General features: G+C 42.3%; 25 protein-coding genes. 8 read left to right on the top strand and 17 right to left on the bottom strand.

Annotated elements, in window-relative coordinates:
• Positions 1-21 precede the first annotated feature (21 nt).
• Both EZ437_RS05735 and EZ437_RS05730 read left to right on the top strand, forming a co-directional pair.
• The gene (locus EZ437_RS05735; protein ID WP_131594122.1) at positions 22-1,284 is read left to right on the top strand and encodes a metallophosphoesterase; all 1,263 of its coding nucleotides are present in this window, start codon (positions 22-24) and stop codon (positions 1,282-1,284) included.
• A 16-nt stretch (positions 1,285-1,300) separates the two neighbouring features.
• Positions 1,301-2,179: a UbiA prenyltransferase family protein gene (locus tag EZ437_RS05730; protein WP_131594120.1), complete on the top strand. Its 879-nt coding sequence runs from the start codon at positions 1,301-1,303 to the stop codon at positions 2,177-2,179.
• Here the strand turns inward: EZ437_RS05730 and EZ437_RS05725 are convergent.
• Genes EZ437_RS05725 through EZ437_RS05715 form a run of 3 tightly spaced genes read right to left on the bottom strand, consistent with a single transcriptional unit; the run spans position 2,166 to position 6,428 of the window.
• Entirely contained in the window at positions 2,166-2,855 is a 690-nt protein-coding gene (locus EZ437_RS05725) for a response regulator transcription factor (protein WP_131594118.1), read from the bottom strand. The two genes, EZ437_RS05730 and EZ437_RS05725, sit on opposite strands and share 14 nt — an antisense overlap.
• Before the next feature lie 2 nt (positions 2,856-2,857).
• Positions 2,858-4,525 (bottom strand): sensor histidine kinase, encoded by a 1,668-nt coding sequence (locus tag EZ437_RS05720; RefSeq protein ID WP_131594116.1) that lies wholly within the window; start codon positions 4,523-4,525, stop codon positions 2,858-2,860.
• 10 nt (positions 4,526-4,535) lie between these two features.
• Positions 4,536-6,428 (bottom strand): S9 family peptidase, encoded by a 1,893-nt coding sequence (locus EZ437_RS05715; RefSeq protein WP_131594114.1) that lies wholly within the window; start codon positions 6,426-6,428, stop codon positions 4,536-4,538.
• A 162-nt stretch (positions 6,429-6,590) separates the two neighbouring features.
• Here EZ437_RS05715 and EZ437_RS05710 point away from each other — a divergent pair, with 162 nt between their 5' ends.
• Positions 6,591-8,399 (top strand): tetratricopeptide repeat protein, encoded by a 1,809-nt coding sequence (locus EZ437_RS05710; RefSeq protein WP_131594112.1) that lies wholly within the window; start codon positions 6,591-6,593, stop codon positions 8,397-8,399.
• 16 nt (positions 8,400-8,415) lie between these two features.
• On the top strand, positions 8,416-8,718 hold the full coding sequence (locus tag EZ437_RS05705; protein ID WP_131594110.1) for a DUF4286 family protein: 303 nt from the start codon (positions 8,416-8,418) through the stop codon (positions 8,716-8,718).
• Positions 8,719-8,721: 3 nt separating this feature from the next.
• Here EZ437_RS05705 and EZ437_RS05700 read toward each other — a convergent pair whose 3' ends face one another.
• The 6 genes from EZ437_RS05700 to EZ437_RS05675 all read right to left on the bottom strand — a co-directional run bounded on the left by EZ437_RS05700 (position 8,722) and on the right by EZ437_RS05675 (position 13,846).
• Complete coding sequence (locus EZ437_RS05700) at positions 8,722-9,564, bottom strand: OmpA/MotB family protein (RefSeq protein WP_131594108.1); 843 nt, start codon at positions 9,562-9,564, stop codon at positions 8,722-8,724.
• Between the two features lie 21 nt (positions 9,565-9,585).
• Positions 9,586-10,251: a DUF2461 domain-containing protein gene (locus EZ437_RS05695; RefSeq protein WP_131594106.1), complete on the bottom strand. Its 666-nt coding sequence runs from the start codon at positions 10,249-10,251 to the stop codon at positions 9,586-9,588.
• The gene (locus EZ437_RS05690) at positions 10,248-10,646 is read right to left on the bottom strand and encodes a DUF983 domain-containing protein (RefSeq protein ID WP_131594103.1); all 399 of its coding nucleotides are present in this window, start codon (positions 10,644-10,646) and stop codon (positions 10,248-10,250) included. The genes EZ437_RS05695 and EZ437_RS05690 overlap by 4 nt, the downstream gene beginning before the upstream one ends.
• Complete coding sequence (locus tag EZ437_RS05685; RefSeq protein ID WP_131594101.1) at positions 10,630-10,884, bottom strand: hypothetical protein; 255 nt, start codon at positions 10,882-10,884, stop codon at positions 10,630-10,632. Before EZ437_RS05685 ends, EZ437_RS05690 begins: the two co-directional genes overlap by 17 nt.
• Positions 10,885-10,993: 109 nt before the next feature.
• A complete protein-coding gene (locus tag EZ437_RS05680; protein ID WP_131594099.1) occupies positions 10,994-11,422 on the bottom strand; it encodes a VOC family protein in 429 nt (142 codons plus the stop codon).
• 84 nt (positions 11,423-11,506) lie between these two features.
• On the bottom strand, positions 11,507-13,846 hold the full coding sequence (locus EZ437_RS05675) for a LamG domain-containing protein (RefSeq protein WP_205942646.1): 2,340 nt from the start codon (positions 13,844-13,846) through the stop codon (positions 11,507-11,509).
• 328 nt (positions 13,847-14,174) lie between these two features.
• On the opposite strand from EZ437_RS05675, the gene EZ437_RS05670 reads away from it, so the two are divergent.
• Positions 14,175-15,257, top strand: coding sequence for a calcium:proton antiporter (locus EZ437_RS05670; protein WP_131594095.1), 1,083 nt, complete (start codon positions 14,175-14,177; stop codon positions 15,255-15,257).
• A gap of 10 nt (positions 15,258-15,267) precedes the next feature.
• Here the strand turns inward: EZ437_RS05670 and EZ437_RS05665 are convergent, their stop codons facing one another.
• Complete coding sequence (locus EZ437_RS05665) at positions 15,268-17,799, bottom strand: phosphocholine-specific phospholipase C (RefSeq protein WP_131594093.1); 2,532 nt, start codon at positions 17,797-17,799, stop codon at positions 15,268-15,270.
• Between the two features lie 327 nt (positions 17,800-18,126).
• On the opposite strand from EZ437_RS05665, the gene EZ437_RS05660 reads away from it, so the two are divergent.
• Genes EZ437_RS05660 through EZ437_RS05650 form a run of 3 tightly spaced genes read left to right on the top strand, consistent with a single transcriptional unit; the run spans position 18,127 to position 19,226 of the window.
• Positions 18,127-18,441 carry a YtxH domain-containing protein gene (locus EZ437_RS05660; protein WP_225869503.1) on the top strand — a complete coding sequence of 105 codons (315 nt, stop codon included), beginning with the start codon at positions 18,127-18,129 and terminating at the stop codon, positions 18,439-18,441.
• Positions 18,442-18,464: 23 nt separating this feature from the next.
• Positions 18,465-18,647: a hypothetical protein gene (locus tag EZ437_RS05655; RefSeq protein WP_131594091.1), complete on the top strand. Its 183-nt coding sequence runs from the start codon at positions 18,465-18,467 to the stop codon at positions 18,645-18,647.
• Between the two features lie 24 nt (positions 18,648-18,671).
• The gene (locus EZ437_RS05650; RefSeq protein WP_131594089.1) at positions 18,672-19,226 is read left to right on the top strand and encodes a methylated-DNA--[protein]-cysteine S-methyltransferase; all 555 of its coding nucleotides are present in this window, start codon (positions 18,672-18,674) and stop codon (positions 19,224-19,226) included.
• Between the two features lie 2 nt (positions 19,227-19,228).
• On the opposite strand, the gene EZ437_RS05645 is transcribed toward EZ437_RS05650, so the two are convergent.
• Genes EZ437_RS05645 through EZ437_RS05615 form a run of 7 tightly spaced genes read right to left on the bottom strand, consistent with a single transcriptional unit; the run spans position 19,229 to position 24,154 of the window.
• Complete coding sequence (locus EZ437_RS05645) at positions 19,229-19,765, bottom strand: DUF420 domain-containing protein (protein ID WP_131594087.1); 537 nt, start codon at positions 19,763-19,765, stop codon at positions 19,229-19,231.
• 10 nt (positions 19,766-19,775) lie between these two features.
• Entirely contained in the window at positions 19,776-20,489 is a 714-nt protein-coding gene (locus EZ437_RS05640) for an SCO family protein (RefSeq protein WP_131594085.1), read from the bottom strand.
• Positions 20,486-20,845 (bottom strand): cytochrome C oxidase subunit IV family protein, encoded by a 360-nt coding sequence (locus EZ437_RS05635; RefSeq protein ID WP_131594083.1) that lies wholly within the window; start codon positions 20,843-20,845, stop codon positions 20,486-20,488. Before EZ437_RS05635 ends, EZ437_RS05640 begins: the two co-directional genes overlap by 4 nt.
• A gap of 18 nt (positions 20,846-20,863) precedes the next feature.
• Positions 20,864-21,571, bottom strand: coding sequence for a cytochrome c oxidase subunit 3 (locus EZ437_RS05630; RefSeq protein ID WP_131594081.1), 708 nt, complete (start codon positions 21,569-21,571; stop codon positions 20,864-20,866).
• 30 nt (positions 21,572-21,601) lie between these two features.
• Positions 21,602-22,192: a cytochrome c oxidase subunit 3 gene (locus tag EZ437_RS05625; protein ID WP_131594079.1), complete on the bottom strand. Its 591-nt coding sequence runs from the start codon at positions 22,190-22,192 to the stop codon at positions 21,602-21,604.
• 6 nt (positions 22,193-22,198) lie between these two features.
• Entirely contained in the window at positions 22,199-23,077 is an 879-nt protein-coding gene (gene cyoE / locus EZ437_RS05620) for a heme o synthase (RefSeq protein WP_131594078.1), read from the bottom strand.
• 12 nt (positions 23,078-23,089) lie between these two features.
• Positions 23,090-24,154, bottom strand: coding sequence for a COX15/CtaA family protein (locus EZ437_RS05615; RefSeq protein ID WP_131594076.1), 1,065 nt, complete (start codon positions 24,152-24,154; stop codon positions 23,090-23,092).
• Positions 24,155-24,224 lie beyond the last annotated feature (70 nt).

Genomic DNA, 24,224 nt, shown 5'->3' with positions numbered 1-24,224 from the left:
ACCACATAAAAACTCGATTAAATGGGCCGATTACCCTTACTGATACTCCTTTCTGTTTTTCTTTTAGCTTTTGATTATTATTGCTTCAGGGCTATTTTAAGTGTTTTTAAGAACTGGAAACCCAATACCAAAAAATGGTTTGCAGTTTTGTGGTGGGGGTATACGCTGTTGCTTGTTATAGGTGTATTTACTGCTATTTATGCAAACCTGTTCCTGAGCCTGCGTTCAGTGATCCTGGTGGCCTTCTTCTTAACCGTTACCTGCAAGATCGTCATGCTTCCGTTTTTACTGATCGACGACTTGAGGCGATTGTTCATTTTATTGACTACCGGCAGGAAAAAACAAGTTCTTACTAAAGTGTCAGGAAATCAACAAGTCCAGACTGCAGCGCCAATAAGCCGTTCTGCTTTTATCATTAAAGCCGGACTGATCACTGCTGCTGTCCCATTGACTTCATTGTCATGGGGTATTGCAAGTGGTGCTTACGACTACAGAGTAAAGCGAAGAACATTGGTACTGCCTAACTTGCCTGCGGCTTTTGAGGGCATCAAACTGGGACAGATAACCGATGTTCATTCGGGAAGCTTCTACAACCAGAAAGCGGTGCTTGGAGGAATAGAAATGCTATTGGGGGAAAAGCCTGACCTGATCTTCTTTACCGGCGACCTGGTGAATAACCTCGCCAATGAAATGCGTGATTATCAGGATATCTTTGCTAAGGTAAAAGCCCCGTTGGGGGTATACTCCGTATTGGGCAACCATGACTACGGGGATTACTATTTTGGCGGGGAATCTTCGCCTGCTAAAGTAAAAAACCTTCAGGATCTGATCAGCACGCATAAACGGATGGGCTGGGACCTGCTGATCAATGAGAACAGACGCATTAAAATCGGTAATGAAGAGATAGGTATACTCGGTATCGAGAACTGGGGCATGGGCCGTTTCCCTAAATATGGCAAAATGGAAGAAGCTGTAAAAAACACGGATGACCTACCTGTCAAATTACTGCTCTCACATGACCCTTCCCATTGGCGCGGAGAGGTATTGGAAAAATACCCACAGATAGATGCCATGTTCAGTGGCCATACCCATGGAATGCAGTTTGGCGTAAGGACAGAAAACTTCCAGTGGAGCCCGGTCCAGTATATTTACAAAGAATGGGCGGGATTGTACACTGAACAAAACCAGCAGCTGTATATAAATGTGGGATATGGATTTTTAGGCTATCCGGGGCGTGTTGGAATATTACCGGAAATCACGATATTTGAATTAAAGCGGGCTTAAATATCCGCTGCTGCCAATGCTAAAAAAAGTATTGCTCTCTATTCTGGATTTTCTGCTTTTCAGCAACCTGTTTATTGCTATCTGTGCGGTAGCACAATGTCTGGTTACTTACCATTTACTGCACGTCGAACCCGATAGATATGTATTGGCCTTTACTTTTTTTGCTACGATTGGCCTGTACAACTTTAGCATGCTGCTTGCTAAGCCAAAAAACCCTGAAAACTCACCTTATATACGCGTAAGGTGGATCTTTTCCCACCATAGGCTGATTATTTCAATTACGCTGATCTCCATATTTTGCCTTATTCCGCTCGGATTGTGGTATTTGAGTATCGAATCGCAGTTTTTGATGGCATTTACCGGATTGATCGCCATAGGATATAATGTACCCTTCCTCACATTGAACCAGCAAAAGATAGGACTTAGAAACATCCCAGGCATTAAACTATTCCTGATTGCAATGGTATGGTCTGTAAGTTGCGTGTTACTTCCTATAGTCGAACTGGAACGCAGCTATCAGATCCACATCTCATCTGCCGAAACACTATTGCTGGTGGCCAAACGCTTCCTGTTTGTAGCCGCCATTACTGTACCTTTTGACATCAGGGACCTTTTTCAGGACAAACTGTATGCCCTGAAGACCATCCCGGTGATGCTTGGAGAGAAAAAGGCATATTTATTTTGCCAGCTTTTGCTGATAGGCTATTTCGTATTGCTGCTACTGTTCAGACAAGCCACTAATCAGGATATATTGGCGCTCACAATTACCCTGATCCTATCAGGATGGCTGATCTTTAAATCAACCATCAAAAAGAATGAGTATTATTACTTCCTCTACCTTGATGGTACGATGCTGTTGCAATACCTGGTCCTGATCCTGTTTAGCCTGGGTTAAAACGATAACCAATTCCCCTTACAGTTTGCAGAAGCTGAGGATTATCCGGGTTCAGCTCAATCTTTTTACGTAGGCGCACAATGTGCATATCCAGTGTTCTAGTATTTACGTCAGAGTTGTATCCCCATACTACCAGCATCAGTTCATCGCGGTTGATTACTTTGTTCGGGTTCCTTAAGAAATAAAGTAAAATCCTATTTTCCAGAATGGTCAGTTCTATCTTTTTACCTTCTCTGAACAGGGTATGTATGTTGGGGTGATGCTCCATATTTGCAAAGCGGTGAATCTCAGAACGGTCACTGTTCTGGATAAACTTAACTTTGTTATCAAGCATGGCTACCAGTACATCCATATTAAACGGTTTGGTCACATAATCTGACACCCCAAAATTGTAGGCATCGATCTTGTCTACGTCCTGGGCTTTGGCAGTCATCATGATAATTAAATTATCGAAGCCCTGCTTGCGAACTGCCTCACAGACCTCTGCACCCTGCTTGCCGGGCAGCATCCAGTCCAAAAGTACAATGTCAGGCTTTTCAGTCATTATTGTCTTTTCCGCAGTTTCACCGTCACTTACTTCCAATATTTCGTAACCTTCAGACTTTAAGCGATGAACAACTAAAAAACGTAAGTTCTCATCATCCTCAACGATCAATATTTTTATTCCTTTAGACATAATTAATCAGTATATGGTAGTACAATTTTAAATTCTGTTCCTTTATTTACCTTACTCTTCACCGTGATTTCACCGTTCATAAAGTTAACCAGTTCCTTGCAGAAAGCCAAACCCAGGCCTACGCTTCCATTTTGGTTATACTGATTTTGTATGCGAAAAAACTTCTTAAAGATATTATTAATTTCCGATGCCGGAATTCCGATTCCTTGATCTGTAAATCTGAATACCACTTTCCCTTTTATCAGCCTGGCACTGATGTGCAGGTTTTTGCGGTCTGCCGGAGAATACTTGTAGGCATTCTCTACCAGGTTGTCAAATAAACTGCCCAGCAGCACAGGATCTGTGATAAATGAATTAAAGCCAGAAACCTCATAGCTGAACTTGAAATCGGGATGTTTCAAGGTATGTGATTCTACTGTACTTTCAATAAAATCTTCCATATTTATCTGATCGCGGTTGAGCTGAATGGCCTTGTTCTCTATCTGGGTAAAGGCCAGCAGTTTATTCATTAAGCCATTTAACTTATCGGCCTCTTCATCCAGTATTTTGCCATAAAGCTTTAATTCCCTGTCAGTAAGTCCGGTAGCGCTCCTGATATTATTGCCTGCTATTTTGATCACACTCACCGGGGTCTTAAACTCATGGGTCAGGTTGTTCATAAAATCATATTGCAGCTTAAACATCTTCTGGTTAATATTCAGATTTCGGTATATTAAAAACGCAACCAGGACTACGATACTATAGAACACTAAAATTGCCAGGGCTATTGGCCAAAAATAACTCAGGATCTCTTTATCGACAAAAGACCGGGAAGAAATGAAATAGAGTTTATAATCTGAAAATGGCCCGGGAAGCGTGATCTCAGTAGTAAAGTAGGACGATGAGGTATCTAAAGGATCGTAGGTAAGCGGTTCAATTTTAATGTACTGATATAACCTTGGCCTGGTATTCGTAATCTTTATTTTGTAAGGGTCAAGGTGGAAGGAAAGCATATCCTGCTGGTAAACAGGCTGTGGTTTCAAATCTTTGCGCATCATGCGTTTGTAAGTCTTTAAGTCCTCTATCCGGGGTATATTGAGATAGGTGATCTTATTGGACCTTACATTGCTGAAATTGCTGAAAAGCTCGTCCTGGGCGGGTGTACTACTGGTATCAAGGCTGGCTATATAAGAAGCCAGCTTTATGGCCAGTGCATTAAAATCATCGCCAACTACAAAATTATGTGTATTTGCGATGGTAAACAGCTCAACTGAATCCTGGGGCACGAAGCTGCCAAACTGGTAAATACTTTTGGGACCAAAAGAGAATTTACCGGTATTGAGCCCATCACTCACCGGTGTGTTCCGAACTTCAGAATCATAAAATATTACTTTTGACACAAAGGGATATTCCAGCAGCACGGTGTCTACAAAACGCGAAGCAGTAGCAGAGTCAAGGTAACCATTGTAGTAGGAAACCTCCGGTAATTTTTTCTGAAAGAAATCATTATATGGCTCTATACTCTGCTCCAGCACATTAACTTTTTCAGACACAAATTCATTCTCTATAAACTTGGTACTGAACCTGTATGCCAAAAGCAGTGACAGGACAAAAAGTACCAGCATCAGACTGATGAAAGTAAGGATTAAAGAAAAATTCTTGCGGTAACCACTTTTCTTCTCTGAAGGCATGAGCTTGAATTTACTTCTTTTTGAGATTAACCTCTAAAAATTCCGCCAGAGCGAGGTAGAATTTCTGTCGGCTATCATCATTTTTACTATAAAAGGTGTCCCCATCAGTTTCCAGGTACGTTACTTTTACATTCCTTTTCTGAAGATTTTTAACAAACTGAATGGTCTCTCCTGAATTGATATTCGGATCTTTTATATTCTGCGCAATTAAGACCGGGGAATTGATATTGTTTGCCTGGAACAATGGGGATGACTGCCGCATCCGGTCTACATCCGTTAGCGGGTTGCCTATCACTTCATAAAACATCTGCAGATTTGGTTTCATGTAGGGAGGTACAGACTTCAGATAGGTAAAAAGATTGATCACTCCCGAATTGGAGGCAGCACAAACATACATGCCTTTTCCTGAAGAAATCCCGTTCAATGCAATGAATCCGCCAAAGCCCTTACCATAGATGGCGATTCGTTTAGGATCGGCAATCTTTTTTGCGATCAGCCATTTTACACCATCCTGGATGTCCTGCTGAACTTTACAGTTCCATTGTTTAAATCCTGAGGCAACAAAAGCCTTACCATAGCCTGAAGAGCCCCTGTAGTTGACCTGAAAAACGGCATAGCCCCTGTTGGCCAGAAACTGAACCTCAGGATTGTAACCCCAAAAGTCCCTTCCTACCGGACCATTATGCGGCAAAACAACAACTGGTAAATTTTCGGGGTTTTTATTTAACGGAAGTGTCAGATAGCCCTGGATAGTAATGCTGTCTCTTGTTGTATAGCTTACAGGTTTCATCTCGCACATTTCAGCTTCCTTAATGGCCGAATTAAAATCGCTCAGTTTCCGGATCTCCTGTTTCTCGGCAAAATAAAGATAATATGAACCCGGATTGCGGTCTGTAAAAGTCCTGACCAGGTATACGTTTTCAGCCTTATCCCTGTCGATGATCCTTGTTTCGGTCTTTGGGAGAAGTTTGTCAAGATTATTGTACAGCAGCTTTATAGAATCATCCAGGTAGTGCTTCTCCTTCTTCCAGGTCTCGTAAACCACAAACGACATCCGCTGCTTTTTACGCGAATACTGCGCATCCGTTACATTAATGGTATCGTTGCCGTACAGCACCTTTATTTCTTTTCCTGTGCTGCAATCTATCTCTACCAGGGCTGCCTTATCACGGTTTACATCAGAAATAGCAAAAATAACATTAGATTTAATATGGGAAAAAGCTATCGGCCTCAATGTGGTCTTAAAATTATTGGTCATGATCGGCCTGAATGGTAAGCTCTCCCTTTCTCTGTATAAAAGTGTCGAATTTACACCATCGCTGGTAGTAGCCAGCCGCAGCTTACCTTCTGAATCCGTTATCCAGTCCGTAATATTCCCGGGGTTCTTGGCTGCCATATCCATCGCACCATTACGGACGTTCAGCCTGTAAACGTCAAAAACTGTTGAATCTCTTTTATTTGATGATACCAGCAAAAATTTATCGTCAATCAGCTGATCCTGCAATACCCTTATGCTGCTTTTCTCGTTATTGGTCAGCTGTCTTTCATTCTCCCCCTCTTTATTGATGATAAAGATATCGGCTAATCTATGAACCGGATCCGTCTCTTTATAATAAACCAGTTCCGTGTCACTTACCCAAAAGTAAAAAATAATGTTCTTTTCTTTCAGCTCGGTTATTCTTTTACCTTTTCCGCTTTCAATAAGCTCTACATACAGGTTCTGGTTTTTGCCTTCCTTTCTTAAATACGAAAGGTTCTTTCCGTCTGGAGAAATCCGGTACGCAGTCCTGTCCTGAGATTTAAAAAAATCATCAATCGGCATGATCCGTACCCCTTGTTTTTGCGAACAGGCAAAAACAAATGAAAGCAGAAAAAGGAATATATATTTTTTGTATGCAGTCATATTTCTCTCCAGTTTACAAAGCTACGCAACATGTAGAGTGTAAATTGTGAATTAAGGTAACATTTAAAATACGACAGTGTATTTATCTTGTGGCAAATTGTGGCAAAATAAATAAAATCTACTTCTAAAACGTTATTTTAGAGGCTCCTTTGATCCATGCCGATGAAGAAATTATTTTTAATCATCTCCTTATGCTGTTCGCAACTGGCGGGCTTTGCCCAGACTGATGCAGATAATGCACTGGCATTTCAGTATTTTCAGCAGGGCAAATACCTGGAGGCGGCTACCCTGTTTGGGCAATTATTTGACAAAACAAAAAGTGACACCTATTTTGACCTTTATTACACCTCACTGATCAAAATCGGGAAATTTGATGAGGCAGAGAAGCTGGTAAAAAAACTGGTCAGGCAGTTCCCTCAAAACCAGCATTACAAAATGGCACTGGCAAGGATCTACCAGGAACGGGGGCAAACAGATGCCGCCAATAAAATGTACCTGGAAACGATCAATAGCTTACCAAAGGATGAATTTAAGATCAGGGAAATCGCCAATACCTTTTATAGCTTTCAGGCCTATGACCTTGCAGTGGCCACTTTCGTCCAGGCCAGGAAGATCTTTAATGATGAAAAACTGTTTACCTACGAACTGCTGAGCATCTACCGCTTTAAAAAAGACAAAAACCTATTGGTCCAGGAATACATGAATGCTTTGGGAGGAATGCCTGAGCTGTTGCCTCAGGCAGAAAATGTACTTTCCAATATCCTGGAAGACAAATCGGATTACCAGATCTTGCAGGGTGCCTTACTAAAAAAAATACAGAAGGAACCTCAGAATGAAATTTACAACAAGCTGCTGATCTGGCAATACCTGCAGCAAAAGGAATATGAAATTGCATTGAGGCAACTGATAGCACAGGATAAACGGACTAAAGACGACGGGGCTGTATTATTTAATGCCGCCAATACCTTCCTTGCCAATGAGGCATATACTACAGCCATTAAAGCTTTTGAATACCTGATCAGCAAAGGCAAAGAGGGACCGTATTTTTTGCCAGCCAAGGTTGAGCTGATCGATGCAAAATACCAGCTGGTCATTGCCGGTCAGATCGATAAAGCTGCCATTACAGATCTGGCTGCCCAGTATTATGCACTGATTGAGGAGTATGGCAAAACACCGCAAACCGTGTTTGCCTTAAAAAAATGGGCAAACCTGCAGGCCTATTACCTCAATGACCCCCTAAAGGCAGAAAAAGCACTGGAAGAAGCAGTTAAAATACCAGGTATCTCCGGTAAAGACATCGGTGAAATAAAACTGGAACTTGGTGACATCTACATCCTGACACAGCAGCCCTGGGAAGCTTTCCTGATCTATGAGCAGGTTGCAAGGCAATTTGAAGCTCAGCCTGTAGGCAATGAAGCCCATTACCGCTCTGCGAAACTTTCATTTTACCAGGGTAATTTTAGCTATGCCAAATCACAGGCTGATGTACTAAAGGCCTCTACCTCTCAGCTGATTGCCAATGATGCCCTCAACTTAAGTTTACTGATCTCCGATAATCTGCAATCCACCCTGGACAGCAATGCACTAAAAATGTATGCGGATGCCGAAATGCTCGAATTCAGGAAGCAGCCGCTCAAAGCCCTTGCAAAACTGGACAGCATCGCGATCGCCTTTCCCGGCAACAGCCTGGATGATGATGTCCTGATTGCAAAATCAAAGATCTATATCAACAGCAATGATATCGACAATGCAGTAAAAGCCCTGAAGGCCCTGGTAGACCAGCAAGCAGCTGGCGTCTGGACCGATGACGCCATGTTTATCCTGGCAGACATTTATGAAAACAAACTGAAGGACGAGGAACAGGCCAAAATATTGTACCAGCGGTTGATCAATGAGCATCCTGGCAGTATGCATACGACGGAGGCGCGTAAACGTTTCAGAAAACTCCGCGGAGACATTATTGGCACTTAGTTCCTATATTTGCAATATGTTATTATACAACGTTACCCTAATAATTGAAGATGCCGCCGCCGAACGCTGGCTTGAATGGATGCAGGAAGTCCATATTCCTAAAGTAATGGCTACCGGAAAGTTCGTGTCAAACCGCTTACTTAAAGTACTGGATTCCCCAAATGAAGGAGTCACCTTCTGTGCACAGTACATTGCGGAAAACATAGGTGAATACCAGGAATACCAAGAGCGATTCGCTCCTGCGTTACAGGCTGAACTCAATGAAGCATTTGAAAATCAGTTCGTTGCATTCCGAACGTTAATGGAATATATTGATTAGCAGCTACTGCTTGATCAGATCGTACAGTTCATCCAGTTTTGGTGATAGCACGATCTCAATTCTGCGGTTTTTACTTCTGCCATCTGCAGTTGTATTCGCATCGAGGGGTTGAAATTCGCCCTTTCCGGTAGCGGTCATGCGCACACTTTCTACTTTGCTGATCTCCGTCAGGTACCTGACTACAGAGGTGGAGCGCAATACACTCAGGTCCCAGTTGTCCTTGATCTGACCAAGATTGGTGATCTTTTGTGAATCGGTATGTCCTTCTACTGCTATATTAATCTCGGGTTGTTGTTTTAGCACCTCTGCCAGTTGGGTAAGGGCCTGTTTTCCCTTTTCATCTATAATGATACTACCTGAAGGGAACAGCAACTTGTCGGTAAGTGACACATATACTTTACCATTTTTGATCTCTACAGTCAGCCCATTCTTTGTAAATCCAAGCAGTGCCTGTTGCAATTTCTCTTTGAGCTGATTGGTGGCCTCATCACGTTTCCGCAAGATCTCTTCCACCTCTTTCAGACGCTGCTCGCGCTTTTGAAGGTCACTGGAAAGCTTATTGATCTCTGACGAGCTATTGCTCCTTAATTTTGTATAGTTATTATCCATGTCAGCATACCGGGCCCGCAGGTCATTCAAGGCGCTGCTTAGGCCAGTAGTATCTTTTCTTAAGTTGGAGATCAACTGTTCCAGTCCTTCGTTTTTCAACTGAGATTCAGTCCATCCTTTGCTTAGCGAATCTTGTTTGGCAAGCAGGGCTTTATATTTCTTTGGAGACAACACCACACATGAACTGAATGCACTGGCAAGGAGTCCAACAAACAGAAAAAAAACTGTATTCTTCATATTACGCAATTTACGGGGTTATTAACCATGCCCCACGGCATTTCTTAAAAATAGTACAAACGGATGGATAATTTTAAAAGCAGTTATCAACTTATTAACGATTGCTGCGTCAAAAAATTCTTTATCTTCCAATTTATAGATGGCTATAAAGCTTTTCAATTTTAAAAACTCAATTTGCGGATGGTCAGTTTCATACCCTTTTGGGGCATTTTTCAGTTTGTCTTCTTCACTTAATGTAAAGATTTTTTCAAAGTCCTTTGCATGAATGATCTCCAGAAATTCAGTGGCATTATAGTCTATCTCTTCCCTTATCTTTTTCAGCACTGCGGGTTCAGGCATCCAAAATCCTACCCCCAGAAAACTCTTTCCGGGCTGGATGTGGAGGTAATAATCCGGGGTAGTAATACCCCTTCCTTTTACATCAAATGAAATTCCGTAATTACTTTTATAGGGATTCTTATTTTTGCTAAAGCGCACATCTCTGTAGATCCGCATCAGGCATTTCTTTGCAGGGGTATCCAGCGGGAAAGCAGGATCTATGGCGGCCAGTTCAGGGACCAACTGCTCAATAAATGCAAAAATATCTGCTCTTGCAGTTTCATACCTGGGTTTGTTTTCTGCAAACCATTCCCTGTCATTATTTTCAGCTACATCTTTTATGAAATCAAGAGTTTCCTGTTTAATCATGGCTTATCGTAATAAGGGTTGTACTTTATTTTAGGAGATAGCCAATGTAGCAAAATCACGCGGGAATACCGATAGTTGAACGGTGCTAAAAGTAGACAGCCTGTAAAAATTACGGTGAGGTACAGCCATAGCGATTCAAATTCAAGATTGCCACCCGAGAGTACATACGTGGCTACACCTAAAGTGATCATTTCGGAGCAGTTCATGGCATAACTGACATACATCGCGGCATAAAAATATCCCGGTTCTATCTCAAAGCGCTGTGCACAATGTGGGCAGACCGTATTGGTTCGCTGCACATTAAAGCCGTACAGGCTGCCAGTAAAGATATCGCCTCTTCTGCACTGTGGGCATTTGCCTTGCACCAGTGCATATAGCTTAGCTGTTTTCTGCATAGTCAGCCGGTTTTTTACGGTATTTTAAATACCACAATGCTCCCACTCCTGTGATCAGGAGATATGGAATGGCCAATAGATACAGAATTCCTGAGTTTAAACCCTTACCTTGGGTATTGCCGTTTTTCACACTCTGTTCTGCATTCACGGAACACATCGCACATTGCGCATCGGCTGTATGGATGGAAGAACCCATCAATGCAATGACAAAAAGGAAGACAAAAGCTATCTTTTTCATAGTGCAAAGCTAGCTAAAAACAGGCAGCATTATGAACAGAAGTCAAAATAATACACAAAACTGATATTTTTTGACCTCCGCACCTATGCCAGGTAAATACAACTCCAGACTATTTTTGGGCGGGAGTAAAATTAATCATCCACTGTATCCCAAACTTATCTAAGAAACTACCAAAATAGTCACCCCAGAACATATCTTCCATAGGCATTTCAATTATGCCGCCTTCAGATAAACCATTGAATAACTTGTCAGCCTCTTCACGGCTATCCGTCGCCACATTAATATACATATTGTTGCCCACTTTAAGTACATGACCCGCAGAAGGCATACAATCAGAAGCCATAAGAATGGTATGCTCATTGATAGGCAAAGCAACATGCATCACGCGATTTTTCTCATTTTCAGGTACCTGATCAGCATCTGGCATATCACTAAATTTCATAAGAGCGGCAAACTCTCCTCCAAATACCGATTTGTAAAAAATAAATGCTTCTTCGGCCTGGCCGTCAAAGTTTAAATAAGGGTGCATTGCAGGCATAACTTTTTATGTTTTGTTTATGCTAAGTTAAGTAATCCACTAATTGCAGATGGGGTGCAACTGCGACAAAATAAAGGCATTTAATCACTTCAAAGCCTTCGCGCCCTCACTAAACCTAACACTGCCGGAGGCAAAACCACCTAACACCTTTACAAAAAACCCAGCCCCCGCAGGAATCACCATATTCGGATCATCACTCACCACATAAGTCCCATTTAGCGGATCAAACAACCACACAAAAGGCCCCACATTCACCTTATCCAAAGCGCCCCATTTAATAGGCGAAGCATAGGGATTGCCCAATAAATTAAACCCGGCACCTTCCCCACCAGCATTCCTGTTGAAAACGGGTACGGTCAGGTCGCCAACAAATAATTTCCCTTTATAAATCAGGGTATAAGGAGCAGGATTAGAAAAAGGCTGCTCCTGCAGCTGATCACGGTAAGCGTTCGCCTGCAGCTTACTACCTCTCGAAAACAAATAAAACCCCTTCCCCAGCTGCACAGCTGTATTCATATTCGGAATTGCCACATACTTCTTCGACAAAGTACCAGCTAAAGCCTGATCATGTGTGTAAACCGTCGCCCCGTTATTTGGAGAAGCATCAAAACCATTAACAGCCCCATCCTTTCCAGTAATGAACACAGTACTTTTAATATCCTGAAAACCGTATTGATAGTTCCCTTCTTCACCGGAATGGATAACGGGAGAACTCAGTAAACGCCAGCCCCGACCGGAGGACGGACTGGGAAAAGATCCGTCTATAAAGGACTGAACATTTACATCGCCAGCTATAGAAGTCACATTACCATCCGGTATGGGCAATAATGCCGCAGTATTGCTGTGTGAAAACGACAACAAAGTCAGCTTACCATTTGCATTCAGCAATCCCTTACTGAGCTTTAAATAGTTTGAAACATTTACCTCAGCATCCAAAAACACCTCGGAAGAAGCACTGCTGGCATTAACTTCTAATTCTGCTGTATTGATCGTTCCTGCTCCCGACAAATTAAGACCATTACCAGATAGCGTCAGTTTCTTACCCATATCCATGTTCAATACAGCCCCGGCCCCGAATTTAGCATTGCAGTTCAGTTGCACATTTACACCTGAAGACAAAGTAGCTCCAGGTTCCAGAAATAAAGCTCCGAAAACAACATCTGCACCAGTAATACGGCCAGTCTTACCTGCCGAAATGCGCACCCTACTACCTACAACCGGCTTAACTGAATTCAACCAATTTGCGGTAGTGCTCCAACTGCTGCTCGCTGCGCCAGTAAAAGTAACCCAGGAAGAATTGGACTCTTCCGCACCAATACTGTAAAATGATGACGGATCATTTTGATTTTGGTATTCATTCTTCAACCAATAAGTTGGTTTTGCCACTTTAAAAATTCGCAATTCATCAATCGCACCGTTAAAGTGCTGGCTTCCGTCCTTATTCCTCCCGACAGCCATATAACCACCCGCGCCAAGTTTTAATCCCGCACCACCTGAACCACCTGCCGGGCTCCCATTCAGAAGAGTAGTCACTCCGCTATTGTTAGCCCCATTGACAAAATAGTAACAGACCACATGCGTCCACACACCAGCAGCTACTGCATAAGCAGAAGTCATAGACCAAAACACACCTGAAGTCTTATAGGTACTCATCTCAATTTTACCTTGCGCATTGATGCCTACCCTCCAGCCCGTTCTTCCCGAACCAATACTGTCGGTGCCCGCTATAGTCTGGCTACCAGTTCCCCCATTCCATTTGATCCAGGCCATAAAGGTAAAGGCACCATTTCCATGTCCTGAGGTATGCAGATATTGGTCTTCCCCATCCAGTTCAACTGCATCGCCAATTTTGCCGGGAATCTTGTCTTCCGCAACAAACCCATGTCCGGTTAAACTTTCGGCCGCCAGCCCAGTTTTTACATTCCTGCTGCCAAAGTCCGAATTTTCTCCGTTCATATGCCAAACTCCACTGTATTCCCCATTCCAGGTACTTAGCCCGGCTATTGAATAACTATCATGCAAAGCAGAACCTCCATAATAAAAATAGATTGCTGTGGCAGGGGTACCTGTCTTAGCAGAAGCTAAAGAAGGAATTCTAATCCAACACCGGTATTTCCCCAAAACAGGATCATAACTTTCAATCTGAAAACTCAACTTAACAAGGGGGGCCGCAACTGTGGCAAAAGCTATATTCCTACCTTCCGGATCATAAACAATATCTTCACATGACGTAGCAGCATGATACTTAAATGCCTCATCCTGCAGCTCTACCAGAACTGGAAAATCCGCTACGTCCAGCTCTATCCTTGGAGATGAGCCAGTAAAATCACCTTCAATTTTACTCTTATCAAAAGTAATCTTCCTTCGAAATTCATACCCGGGCATCCAGTTTTGGGCAGACGAACTAAGACAACCAAATAACAAAACAACAAATAAACAACATTTAAATAAATCAGTCATTCCTATAAAATCCAATCAAAAACAAGACAATCATAAAAAGAATAATTAACAAAAAGAAATATATTTTCTTATTTAAAATTGAATGTAGTTTTTTAAAGAAAAAATATTGTATTAAATCTCAATCATTTGAGAAATATCACAATAAATTGAAACGATGATCATGGTTAGTTATGTATAATTAATTAAACCATTTTGTAATATTTGTGCCATGCTATCACCCATTTATTGCTTCCCTCCCAATAATTTTAGTATTTTAACAGAACATCCAATAATTTAATTAAGCCCGAATTTGATGAAGAAAGAATTACAACTGCCATTATGGACCATCATATCTCCAATTGTAGCCTGGCTGGCTTACTTTGGTGTCTCACTGGATTTAGGAATCTTTTATACCTTTTTTCTGGCTGGTGTATTGATTGCTGCCGTGCTTGCCGCAGTTCATCACGCCGAAGTGGTGGCACACAGAGTGGGGGAACCATTTGGTACTTTACTGCTCGCACTGGCCATTACCGTAATTGAAGTAGCATTAATTGTCTCTTTGATGTTAACTGGCGGCCCTGATACCGGAGCGCTGGCCAGAGACACTGTACTGGCCGCTGTAATGATCATTTTAACGGGAATTATTGGCCTTTGTCTGTTGGTTGGCGGAGCAAGGTTTAAAGAGCAGGTATTTAGCCTGCCAGGTGTGAGTGCTGCTGTGGTTACGCTTACGGCAATACTGGTACTTACGCTGATCTTGCCAAACTATACCACCAGTAAAGCGGGCCCTGAATATACGCAGGCCCAATTAATTTTTGTAGCAGTAGTGTGTTTGATACTATATGGGACATTTGTAATGGTGCAGACCATCAGGCACCGCGACTATTTTCTACCTCCTGATGCGGATGGAAATGAAGAAACACATGCCGAGCCCCCTACTAAAAAAGTAGCGCTGGTCAGTACGTTTTTATTGTTGTTATGCCTGGGCATTGTAGTGCTGCTGGCTAAAGCTTTAGCTCCGGATATAGAGCTTGCTGTGATGAATTTCGGCGCACCAAAATCATTGGTGGGCGTGATCATAGCTGCTGTCGTTTTACTTCCTGAAGGGCTTGCAGCTTACCGTGCAGCTAAAAAGAACCGCTTGCAAACCAGCCTTAACCTGGCGCTGGGTTCGGCACTTGCCAGTATCGGCCTCACCATTCCTGCCGTAGCCATTGTTTCTATCGTAACGGGAATGACCATCACATTAGGCATTGACATGAAAGCCACCGTATTGCTCCTGTTGGCTCAGTTCACCATCATGCTTTCGCTGGCGACCGGCCGAACCAATATCCTGCAGGGTGTAGTGCTGCTGGTGATATTTATGGTTTATCTTTTTACTATTATAGCTCCTTAATTAATAATTTTTACACCACCATTCCCATTGCAGGATCTGTCACAGAGGCAGCCCCTGTTTCAACATGACCCGCATATTCCCGGATAGTATCAGGATTGCCTTGTACCTGTACTTTAATATCATACCAATGATGCGATTTAGACAGATCTAGTACTACGCTGTCTTTACTTTTTGCCGCAACCGTTTTCTTTACTTCAGCCATCTTATAGCTCTTATCTGTCAGTACAAAAGTTTGTGGTTTGGGATCATTATTTGTCAGATTAATCCGTAGGTTGCCGCTAAGCTTTGCCTTGTTCAGCCGGTTGCTTTCATAAGCTACAGATACCAACTGCCCCGCACTCTTGACATCACCCACAAACTCCCTGTAAAAACCATTGGGCCCATGTACCCTCAAGTGGTAAAGCTCATTTTCAAATGCATCGAGTGGCCAGCTATAGCTGAACTTGTCTCCTGCCTTAACTGCAAAAGACCAGTTCCTGCAGATTTCGTCTTTACTGTCTTTGTCGCTGTACTTCACCGGTGCATACACGCTAAATGGTGCTCCTGCCGCCAGCTCATCAAATACTACATTGCCTGCAGCAAATTCAACTTCAAAGCTTTTGCCATCAGCACTCAGTCTGCCGTCTACATACAGTTCATACGGCAGTGCACAGGCCTTCCTTGTTCCTTTTTCCTGTAGTGCCAGTATGGATGGTTTTTCAGATATCCTTGCAATCTCGGCCTCCGACAGTTTTTTAAATCCGGAAGGTTCTTCCTTAAACTTCGCATTATAGATCGTCTCTACATTTTTATTCCTGTCCAGAAAAGGAATCTTTTCCAGCTCTTTTTCATTATATGGACTAAAAGCGGATGTCAGGTCGCCGCAGATTGTCCTGCGCCAATCGCTGATATTGTTCAAACGTATATTTTTCTGGTATTTTTTATTCACAAAGCCTTCAAGAAACTGAAGGGTCGACGTATGATCAAACAATTCAGAGCAGACCCGCCCACCCCTGCTCCATGGCGAAGCGATCAGCATTGGCACCCTAAATCCCAGTCCGACAGGTGCCTCTCTGGCCTGATTTTTTGGAATACCCTGTTTTAGTTCATTTTCCAGCCGCACATGCTCTATTTCAGTGGCAATTCCGGCACTTACCTTTCCGGTTCCGGGAATTTTCTCATCAGGGATTGAGAATGGCGGGATATGGTCATAGTAACCATCATTTTCATCATAGGTTACTATAAAGATCGTCTTTTTCCACACCTCAGGATTTTTAGTCAGGATTTCCAGGATTTCAGAAACAAACCATGCACCATACCAGGGGGCACTTGGATGGTCAGAAAAATTCTGGGGCGGGCTCAGCCAGGACACCAGGGGCAGCTTGCCCTCGTTCACATCCTTTCTAAACTGGTACATCAGATCGCCTTTAGGCACAGTGAGTTTGCGCTCCGCTCCGCCATCGGTATAGGTCAGCTCCGTAATGCTTCTAAAGTCAGGATCACCAGAATTAACTACAAAAGCACTGCGATAGAGCGTCTTTTCAAGGTCTGACAACTTATCGTAACTTTCCTTGTTCCAGGCGGTCAGCTCCGAGCGCGCATTGTCCAGCACCGCTTGTTTGGCCCGTATGCTTTCCTGTACTTTCTTTGCATCCGCATCGCTCGATGGAGTTCTTTCCTTCAGTTTATTGATTTCTCCGGGCAGGGTTTCAACTTGGTTTTGAAGACCCAAAACATAGCGCTCAGAGAACTTAACATTGTATTTTTTAAAGAACTCCAGCAGGTTACAACCAAAGTTGGCCAGCCATGAACGCTCCTCCTTCACAAAGCCACCACCGCAACTTAAATCGTTCTGATAAAACTTCCAGGGAAGGTTATTTTGTGTCAGTAACTCCGGAAAGGTTTCCCATTCCATTTTTCCAGAGCCATAATCGGTATTCCTGATGTTGGCTTTAGCGATACCCTCTTCTTCATGAGTGATCTTTCCAGTCCAGAAAAAGGAGCGGTTGGGCGTTGTACTCGTCATAGCCGAACAAAAATTCTGATCGCATACCGTAAAGGCATCGGCCATGGCATAGTTGAACGGAAGGTCCTCCCTTGTGTAATAACCGAGCGTAAGCGGCATATCTGCATACTTAGCATTTCCCGACCGCTTGGCAGGAAGCCACTTATCGTATTTGCCAAAGTTATTCGCATCAACCTGGCTGGCCCTTGAATGTGGCAGATCACCCATCCAGGTTACTTTAGAATCTTTAATATTCAGTCTGAAAGGAGAATAAGTATTTCCTAAAGCGTCTGTCTGCAACCATACCGGCTTTTTATCCGGCAATTGCACGGCTCTTGGATCATTAAATCCCCTTACCCCCTGCAATGAACCGAAGCAATGGTCAAAAGAACGGTTTTCCTGCATCAGGATCACTATGTGTTCTGCATCCTGATAGGTACTGCCTGGGGCAGGATTGATGGCCATAGCTTTTTGTATAGCGCCAGGCAATAAGTTCATCATTGCTGCGCCGCCGGAAAATAATGCAGCCTGCTTTAAAAAATCTCTCCTTGAATTCATTTGGTCAAATCTCTGTGCTTATCTCAAAGTTAAGGTTACCATAATATTAATTTGGGAGGAGCGGCGTATTAAACTTGTTACATCTTTGCCTCTTTGATCAATATTAACACTACCTTACCCTTTATGTATACAACTTCATTTATCGTAGCAGGATTTAATATAGGTTTATCCGAGATCATGCTAATGATTTTAGGGCTATTTGTATTATTCCTTATCATTAGAAACATCATCCTCTATCAGATACGGCCACAGGCCAAATAGTTATCCTTTATTAAATTTTCTAAACAATATGTTTTGCGGTGTGTTATTTTTCCAAAACCTATGATTATGAAATACGAAAAACTAATGGCAAACATATTTGCCCACAACACTAAAAACAATACTACAGTTGCCTTTGCCGTTATTGCAGGATTAGCAGTAGGTGCAGTACTGGGCGTTCTGTTTGCTCCTGAAAGTGGGGCTGATGTTCGCAAAAATGTGAGAAACAGAATAACCGGTTCCGATCCTTCGGAACAATCATTTGCTGAACAGAGAGAACAGCCGCTAACGCATGCTCCTGCCAAAAGGCCAAAATCAGACATTAAAGAACTGATACACGAAGCCCATGTCAACGGAATCCATACCGAACAGAGCCTGAACTAAATACATTATCGTATCTTTATTGGATGATCCGTTTAAATCAAGAGACTCCGTCAGAAATTCTTCAGGAGGTAAAAAAGGGCGACCTGGTGACTGATACTTTCAGTAAAACCGGGCTGGTTGAAGCAATTGACATTAGTGACGACGGGCTCTACAGGATCTATGAGTTTAGCCTCGTAACCGGTAGGACCATCGTCATAAAAATATAGTAAACAGCCAGTCTAAGAATATTCATGGAAGCTAAAAACAATAATACTGCTGTAATTACCATGACAGAGCTTAGTACTCCACTCGGGCCCATGCTTGCCGGTGCTACCTCACAAGGTGTCTGCCTCCTGGAATTTAATAATAGGATCAGGTTAGAAAAGGAATTTGCTGAATTAAAAAAGATGCTCTGCGCCGAAATGAAGCCTGGAAGAAATCAGCACCTGGATCAACTGGAAGAGGAACTTACTGAGTACTTTGATGGCACACGAAAAACGTTTTCAGTGGCACTTCATACTCCGGGAAATGAATTTTCACAAACAGTCTGGCAGTCCTTACTGGATATTCCATATGGCAAGACCATCTCTTATAAAGAACAGGCTACACTGATGAAAAACCCAAAGGCAATCCGTGCCATTGCCACCACCAACGGCCGCAACCGGCTGGCCATTATCATACCCTGTCATCGCGTAATTGGAAGCAATGGAACAATGACAGGGTATGCTGCTGGTGTGGATAAAAAGAAATGGTTGCTAAAATTTGAAAGAGACCATTCTGCAATCGCAGATGGATGCCTTTTTTAAATTTAAAAATTATAGTACGGGGAGATCATCAGGTAAACAACAACACCCGTAACCGCCACATACAACCAAAGCGGAAAAGTAATCTTTGCAATCTTCTTATGTTTATCAAAACGTTCGGCCAAAGCCCGTACATAGGTGATGAGTACCAAAGGAATGATTACAATAGAAAGCAGGATATGCGTCAATAATATAAAATAGTAAACATATTTAATATTACCTTCTCCTCCAAACTTAGTAGAAGGACTGGTCATGTGGTAAGCAACATACATCACAAGGAAGAGCAGCGAACAGCCGATGGCAATTTTCATTAAGTTCTCGTGCAACTTAAGTTTTCCTTTCTTAACCGCCATCACCGCAAGCACTAATAAAACAGCCGTCACGCCATTTATCGTTGCATATATCGGGGGCAAAAAGGTGAGTGGTGTAGCATTGGGTATCTTCACAAAAAACAATACTGCTACTGCTAACGGTATGATTATGGATAGTAAAACGATCCATAAGCTATATTTTTTCTCAATTGTATTCTTGTCGTTCGTCATAATATGTGGATTATCGTCCGTCTCTGGTATTTCTCAGCACCTCAGCTATTAATACCTTAATCTCATCGTCCAGTTTCGATATCGTCTCCTGGTTATACGCTTCATAAAAACCACGTATCCTGTGTTGGGGATCAACCAAGATAAAATAATTGCTATAAGAATATTTCTTTATTCCAGTGTCAGTATATGCTTGATTTGCATCTAGTAAAAGCTGGTCATTTATAAAGCTAAACTGCTTAGTGCTATCCCCGGTAAGCAGGCTCCATTTATCCGGCCCTGCAGACAAAGAGTCGGCATAACGCGAAAGTACCTCAGGAGTATCATAACCAGGATCTATCGTCATACTCACAAAATGGATCAGGTCGTTCTTGGCATAAGCAGCTTTCAGCAGCTGCATGGACTTGTTTGCCGCAATTACCGAAAACTTATCCCCTGACTGAGTATAGAATAATCCGAATATAAGGACCTTATTTTTATAATTTTCCCAGGTAACCGTCTTACCTTTCTGGTTTAAAAATTCAAATCCTTTAATTTCATGATAAATGGTATCTGGTATCTGCTCCCCCCGTACAGCGTGAAAGGTTGAAGCTACCTCTTTAGGCCCATAAAAAGGCAAAGGTTTGTACCTGTTCTTACCCTGGCTCTGAAGCAAATAATACAAAAATCCTGGTACCGCTAATATGGTGACCAGGATTAAGATCTTCTTTATGGAAACTTCTTTCATTTAAAAGGCATGTGAACATGCAAATAATCACCTTCAATCAGCATCAGTACGATAAAGTAAATGATAAAAATAAAAGAAAGTGTCAATGCAAGCTGCAGCCCTACCTTCTCATATTTAAGGTGCATAAAATAAGCTACGATATAATAAGCCTTCAGCAATGTTAAAGCAATGTATATAAAGTTACCAACGCCATGTGACATATAGCCTTTAGGCAATACCCATAATGCGATAAAAAACTCTATTACAGTGATCACCAACAGGATTGCAAAAACCTGCCATATCTTCTTTTTATCTAAACCAGCATGTTCCTCGTGTGCATGCCCCTCGTGTCCGTGTTCAGTATGTATTTCTGACATAATAATATTATTGAATAATTAAACCAAGTAGAAGAATGTAAATACGAATACCCAAACAAGATCAACAAAGTGCCAGTAAAGACCAACTTTCTCAATCATCAGGTAATGTCCGCGTTTCTCAAATGTGCCGTTAATGGTCATGCATAAAATGATGATGTTAATGATCACACCACTGAATACGTGGAATCCGTGAAAGCCTGTTATTGTAAAGAACAGGTTTGAAAACTGCAATGCAGATACCGTAGATACCTCTCCTGTAAATAGATGGTGCAGTGTTTCCATAGGAGGGATTTTGCCCCAACCAAAGCCTTCATGGAATAAGTGTGTCCATTCCGCTGCCTGACAGCCTAAGAACATCAGACCACCGATAATAGTAGCCACCATCCACCAGACAACTTCCTTCTTTGACCGTCTGTGCCCTGCTTCTACAGCAAGTACCATCGTAACGGAACTCATGATCAGGATAAACGTCATCAAACCAACGAATACCAATGGTGCACCACTGTCCGTTATACCGGGAATAGACTGGAACACCAAATCCGGATCAGGCCAAGTGAATTTAGAAAAACGCTGCGCCCCATAATAGATCAGTAATGACGAAAATGTGAATGCATCAGAAACCAGAAAAAACCACATCATTACTTTGCCGTACTCTAGTGACCACGGCGAGCGACCTCCGCTCCATGGAGTGGTTTTTACCTGATCTAATTGTGATAATGAATCCATTTTGTAAATAGTAATAGTTTGTTAAAAAATCTAACTGTTCAAAAGTAAAAAAACATACAGATATATCCATAATATATCTATAAAATGCCAAAATATTGAAGCGATTTCCATCCGGAACTTCTGTCTTTCGGGACTAATCTTAAGATAAGTACCACCAATGGCATTTATGAGGAAGCAAACCCCTGCAAATATGTGTATCAGGTGGAATCCGGATACCACATAAACCATGGAAATTGCGGCATTGTTATTAGAGAAAAATGCACCTGTACTCACCATCACTGACCAGGCTTGAATCTGCATATAACCAAACACAAGGCCAAGCGCCAGGGTAGACCACAATAACGTCCGCTGCAAACTGATGTTGCCGGATTTTAAAGCCCTGGATGCAAGAAACAGGCAAAGGCTGCTGATCAAAAGTACCAGCGTGCTATAAATGAACAGATCTGGCAACACCAGTCCGTGTCCCTTCCCTTTAGAGGCTGAGAATACAATATAGTAACTTGTAAACCCCCCAAACATGATCATCGATGAAACAATAAACAACCATACCACAAACTTTTTAGGCTTCAGGTTATGTTGCATTTCATGATTTACATCATTTTTATCTAATGTATGTACCATATCAACTTATTTACTTATAAAATCAAACAATAAAACCAATTGCACCAGCGGCAGATAAAAGAAAGAGCAAAACATCACTTTTCTCGCACTAGCCAGGTCCATATTCATCCACATTTTAAACGCCAGCCAAGCAAATACCAAACCTGCCAGTATAGATACCCCTGCGATATAATAACCGCCAAAACCATAAAAAGTAGGCAATAAGCTTACCGGGATCAATATCAGTGTACTCAAAAAAGTAATCAATGCGCTGGCTTTATCTCTTTTGGTAGTGGGCAACAGCCTGAAACCTGCTTTTTTATAGTCATCGTCCAGCACCCATGCAATAGACCAAAAGTGTGGAAACTGCCATACAAACTGCACTAAAAATAAGATCACTGCTATCTGATCTATCTTCCCATGAGCAGCTACATATCCGATTAGTGGGGGTAAAGCACCCGGTATAGCTCCTACAAATACTGCAATAGGGGATTTCCTTTTCAATGGGGTATAGGCAAATGCGTAAAGGAAGATCGAAAATACAGAAAGCAGACCCGTTTCTATATTCAGTTTTCCAAGCAACCAAGTACCCAGCATTCCCATTACCAGGCCCGACACCAGGCCCTGGCCCGTGGTCATATGACCGGCAGGCATAGGACGGTCTTTAGTCCTGGTCATCAGCTTATCAAGGTCTACTTCTATCACCTCATTAAAACAGTTCGCCGCTGAAGTAACAAGAAAACCACCTACGATCAGAATGATCCAGTTCGTCCAGTCTATGCCCGGTACCACACCGTTTATTGGAACCTGAGAACCAATTAAAAAGGTAACCGACGCAGAAAACACGACCAGAAAAGTTAGTCTGAATTTAATGAGCTTGGAGAAATCTTTTAAAAACTGTTTCAAATTATATACTTATTAATGCCCCTGCTGGTAGGTCTCCGTTCTATAAACCAATAGATACAGATAATATTGCAGGGTAAATAAAACTGTTGAAAATAAAATGTGCAATGCTTGTGCATAAGGTGGTAAAGCAAAATTAGACAACAAAAGCCCTGTTACGATCTGAATGATCAGGACAATGCCCACTCCGTTAGCTATTGTTAAAGCACCGGCTTTACCGCTAAACTTATCTTTAACCATCTTATAAACAAAAATATTAAAAACAAGCACCAATACAGCCACATCTCTGTGGTAAGAAAAGACATTTCCGACCTTTTCTACCCAACGCTCTCTCCCGGCATACATCAGCTGTTTAGCTATCGCATCTATTTCTTCCCTTACTTCCGTACCTAAAACAATCTGAATAATGCTGGCCACTATAGCCAGAAAGATCAGCAATTTCAAATAACTAAGCCTGGCCATTACGACCGTAGGCTGCTGATACAGCTGCTGTGCATAATAATAGGTATAAACCAGGATAGCAAGGATTACCAGTGCCAGCAACATATGTACGGTCACGATCCATGGCATCAAATTGGTGGACACTACGATCGAACCGAGCCATCCCTGATAGGCAACCACAATCAGGTTCAATACACTCAGTACTACAATCCTCTTTGCTGTTTTTCTGTAGGCAAATGAATAAACCGTGAGGATCAGCAATAAGAAGCCTGTCAATGCCCCCATCAACCTGTTCAGATATTCCGTCCAGGTCTTAGCTACATTGAAAGTTTCAGGCATCAGTATCGACGCATCATGTCTGATGCTGTCGGCCAGATGTGCCTTGCCCATTTTCTCCAGTGTCTTCGCAAACCTTTCATTCTTGGCCACACGTTCAGCTACATATTTCTCTTTATAATCTGCAGGCAGCTGTGAAACAGATGTTGGCGGTACATACTGGTCAAAACACTTTGGCCAGTCCGGGCAGCCCATACCAGAGCCTGTACTGCGTACAATCCCACCTGCAAGGATCAGCAATAAGGTTACAACTATTGTTATAAGGTTTAGCCTGATAAATCTCTTTTCAGATTTAGGAACCATGGTATGTATTAGGTTTAAAAAAAAGAGGTATCTGTTGTAAGTACTTACCTACTGCAGATACCCCATTTTA

Source organism: Pedobacter psychroterrae (assembly GCF_004331695.1).
In the GTDB taxonomy this organism is placed as follows: Bacteria; Bacteroidota; Bacteroidia; order Sphingobacteriales; family Sphingobacteriaceae; genus Pedobacter; species Pedobacter psychroterrae.
Note: the sequence above shows the minus strand (reverse complement) of the source record. Positions and strands in the feature narration are given on the sequence as shown.

What these genes read in the sequence shown, in the direction of transcription:
- EZ437_RS05655 (WP_131594091.1), top strand. Translation starts at nt 18,465, where the DNA reads ATGATCCGTTTAAATCAAGAGACTCCGTCAGAAATTCTTCAGGAGGTA.
- EZ437_RS05635 (WP_131594083.1), bottom strand. Translation starts at nt 20,845, where the DNA reads ATGTCAGAAATACATACTGAACACGGACACGAGGGGCATGCACACGAG.
- EZ437_RS05640 (WP_131594085.1), bottom strand. Translation starts at nt 20,489, where the DNA reads ATGAAAGAAGTTTCCATAAAGAAGATCTTAATCCTGGTCACCATATTA.
- EZ437_RS05650 (WP_131594089.1), top strand. Translation starts at nt 18,672, where the DNA reads ATGGAAGCTAAAAACAATAATACTGCTGTAATTACCATGACAGAGCTT.
- EZ437_RS05630 (WP_131594081.1), bottom strand. Translation starts at nt 21,571, where the DNA reads ATGGATTCATTATCACAATTAGATCAGGTAAAAACCACTCCATGGAGC.
- EZ437_RS05720 (WP_131594116.1), bottom strand. Translation starts at nt 4,525, where the DNA reads ATGCCTTCAGAGAAGAAAAGTGGTTACCGCAAGAATTTTTCTTTAATC.
- EZ437_RS05665 (WP_131594093.1), bottom strand. Translation starts at nt 17,799, where the DNA reads ATGAATTCAAGGAGAGATTTTTTAAAGCAGGCTGCATTATTTTCCGGC.
- EZ437_RS05705 (WP_131594110.1), top strand. Translation starts at nt 8,416, where the DNA reads ATGTTATTATACAACGTTACCCTAATAATTGAAGATGCCGCCGCCGAA.
- EZ437_RS05735 (WP_131594122.1), top strand. Translation starts at nt 22, where the DNA reads ATGGGCCGATTACCCTTACTGATACTCCTTTCTGTTTTTCTTTTAGCT.
- EZ437_RS05710 (WP_131594112.1), top strand. Translation starts at nt 6,591, where the DNA reads ATGAAGAAATTATTTTTAATCATCTCCTTATGCTGTTCGCAACTGGCG.
- EZ437_RS05645 (WP_131594087.1), bottom strand. Translation starts at nt 19,765, where the DNA reads ATGACGAACGACAAGAATACAATTGAGAAAAAATATAGCTTATGGATC.
- EZ437_RS05730 (WP_131594120.1), top strand. Translation starts at nt 1,301, where the DNA reads ATGCTAAAAAAAGTATTGCTCTCTATTCTGGATTTTCTGCTTTTCAGC.
- EZ437_RS05725 (WP_131594118.1), bottom strand. Translation starts at nt 2,855, where the DNA reads ATGTCTAAAGGAATAAAAATATTGATCGTTGAGGATGATGAGAACTTA.
- EZ437_RS05715 (WP_131594114.1), bottom strand. Translation starts at nt 6,428, where the DNA reads ATGACTGCATACAAAAAATATATATTCCTTTTTCTGCTTTCATTTGTT.
- EZ437_RS05695 (WP_131594106.1), bottom strand. Translation starts at nt 10,251, where the DNA reads ATGATTAAACAGGAAACTCTTGATTTCATAAAAGATGTAGCTGAAAAT.
- EZ437_RS05625 (WP_131594079.1), bottom strand. Translation starts at nt 22,192, where the DNA reads ATGGTACATACATTAGATAAAAATGATGTAAATCATGAAATGCAACAT.
- EZ437_RS05680 (WP_131594099.1), bottom strand. Translation starts at nt 11,422, where the DNA reads ATGCCTGCAATGCACCCTTATTTAAACTTTGACGGCCAGGCCGAAGAA.
- EZ437_RS05700 (WP_131594108.1), bottom strand. Translation starts at nt 9,564, where the DNA reads ATGAAGAATACAGTTTTTTTTCTGTTTGTTGGACTCCTTGCCAGTGCA.
- EZ437_RS05670 (WP_131594095.1), top strand. Translation starts at nt 14,175, where the DNA reads ATGAAGAAAGAATTACAACTGCCATTATGGACCATCATATCTCCAATT.
- EZ437_RS05685 (WP_131594101.1), bottom strand. Translation starts at nt 10,884, where the DNA reads ATGAAAAAGATAGCTTTTGTCTTCCTTTTTGTCATTGCATTGATGGGT.
- EZ437_RS05660 (WP_225869503.1), top strand. Translation starts at nt 18,127, where the DNA reads ATGAAATACGAAAAACTAATGGCAAACATATTTGCCCACAACACTAAA.
- EZ437_RS05690 (WP_131594103.1), bottom strand. Translation starts at nt 10,646, where the DNA reads ATGCAGAAAACAGCTAAGCTATATGCACTGGTGCAAGGCAAATGCCCA.
- EZ437_RS05615 (WP_131594076.1), bottom strand. Translation starts at nt 24,154, where the DNA reads ATGGTTCCTAAATCTGAAAAGAGATTTATCAGGCTAAACCTTATAACA.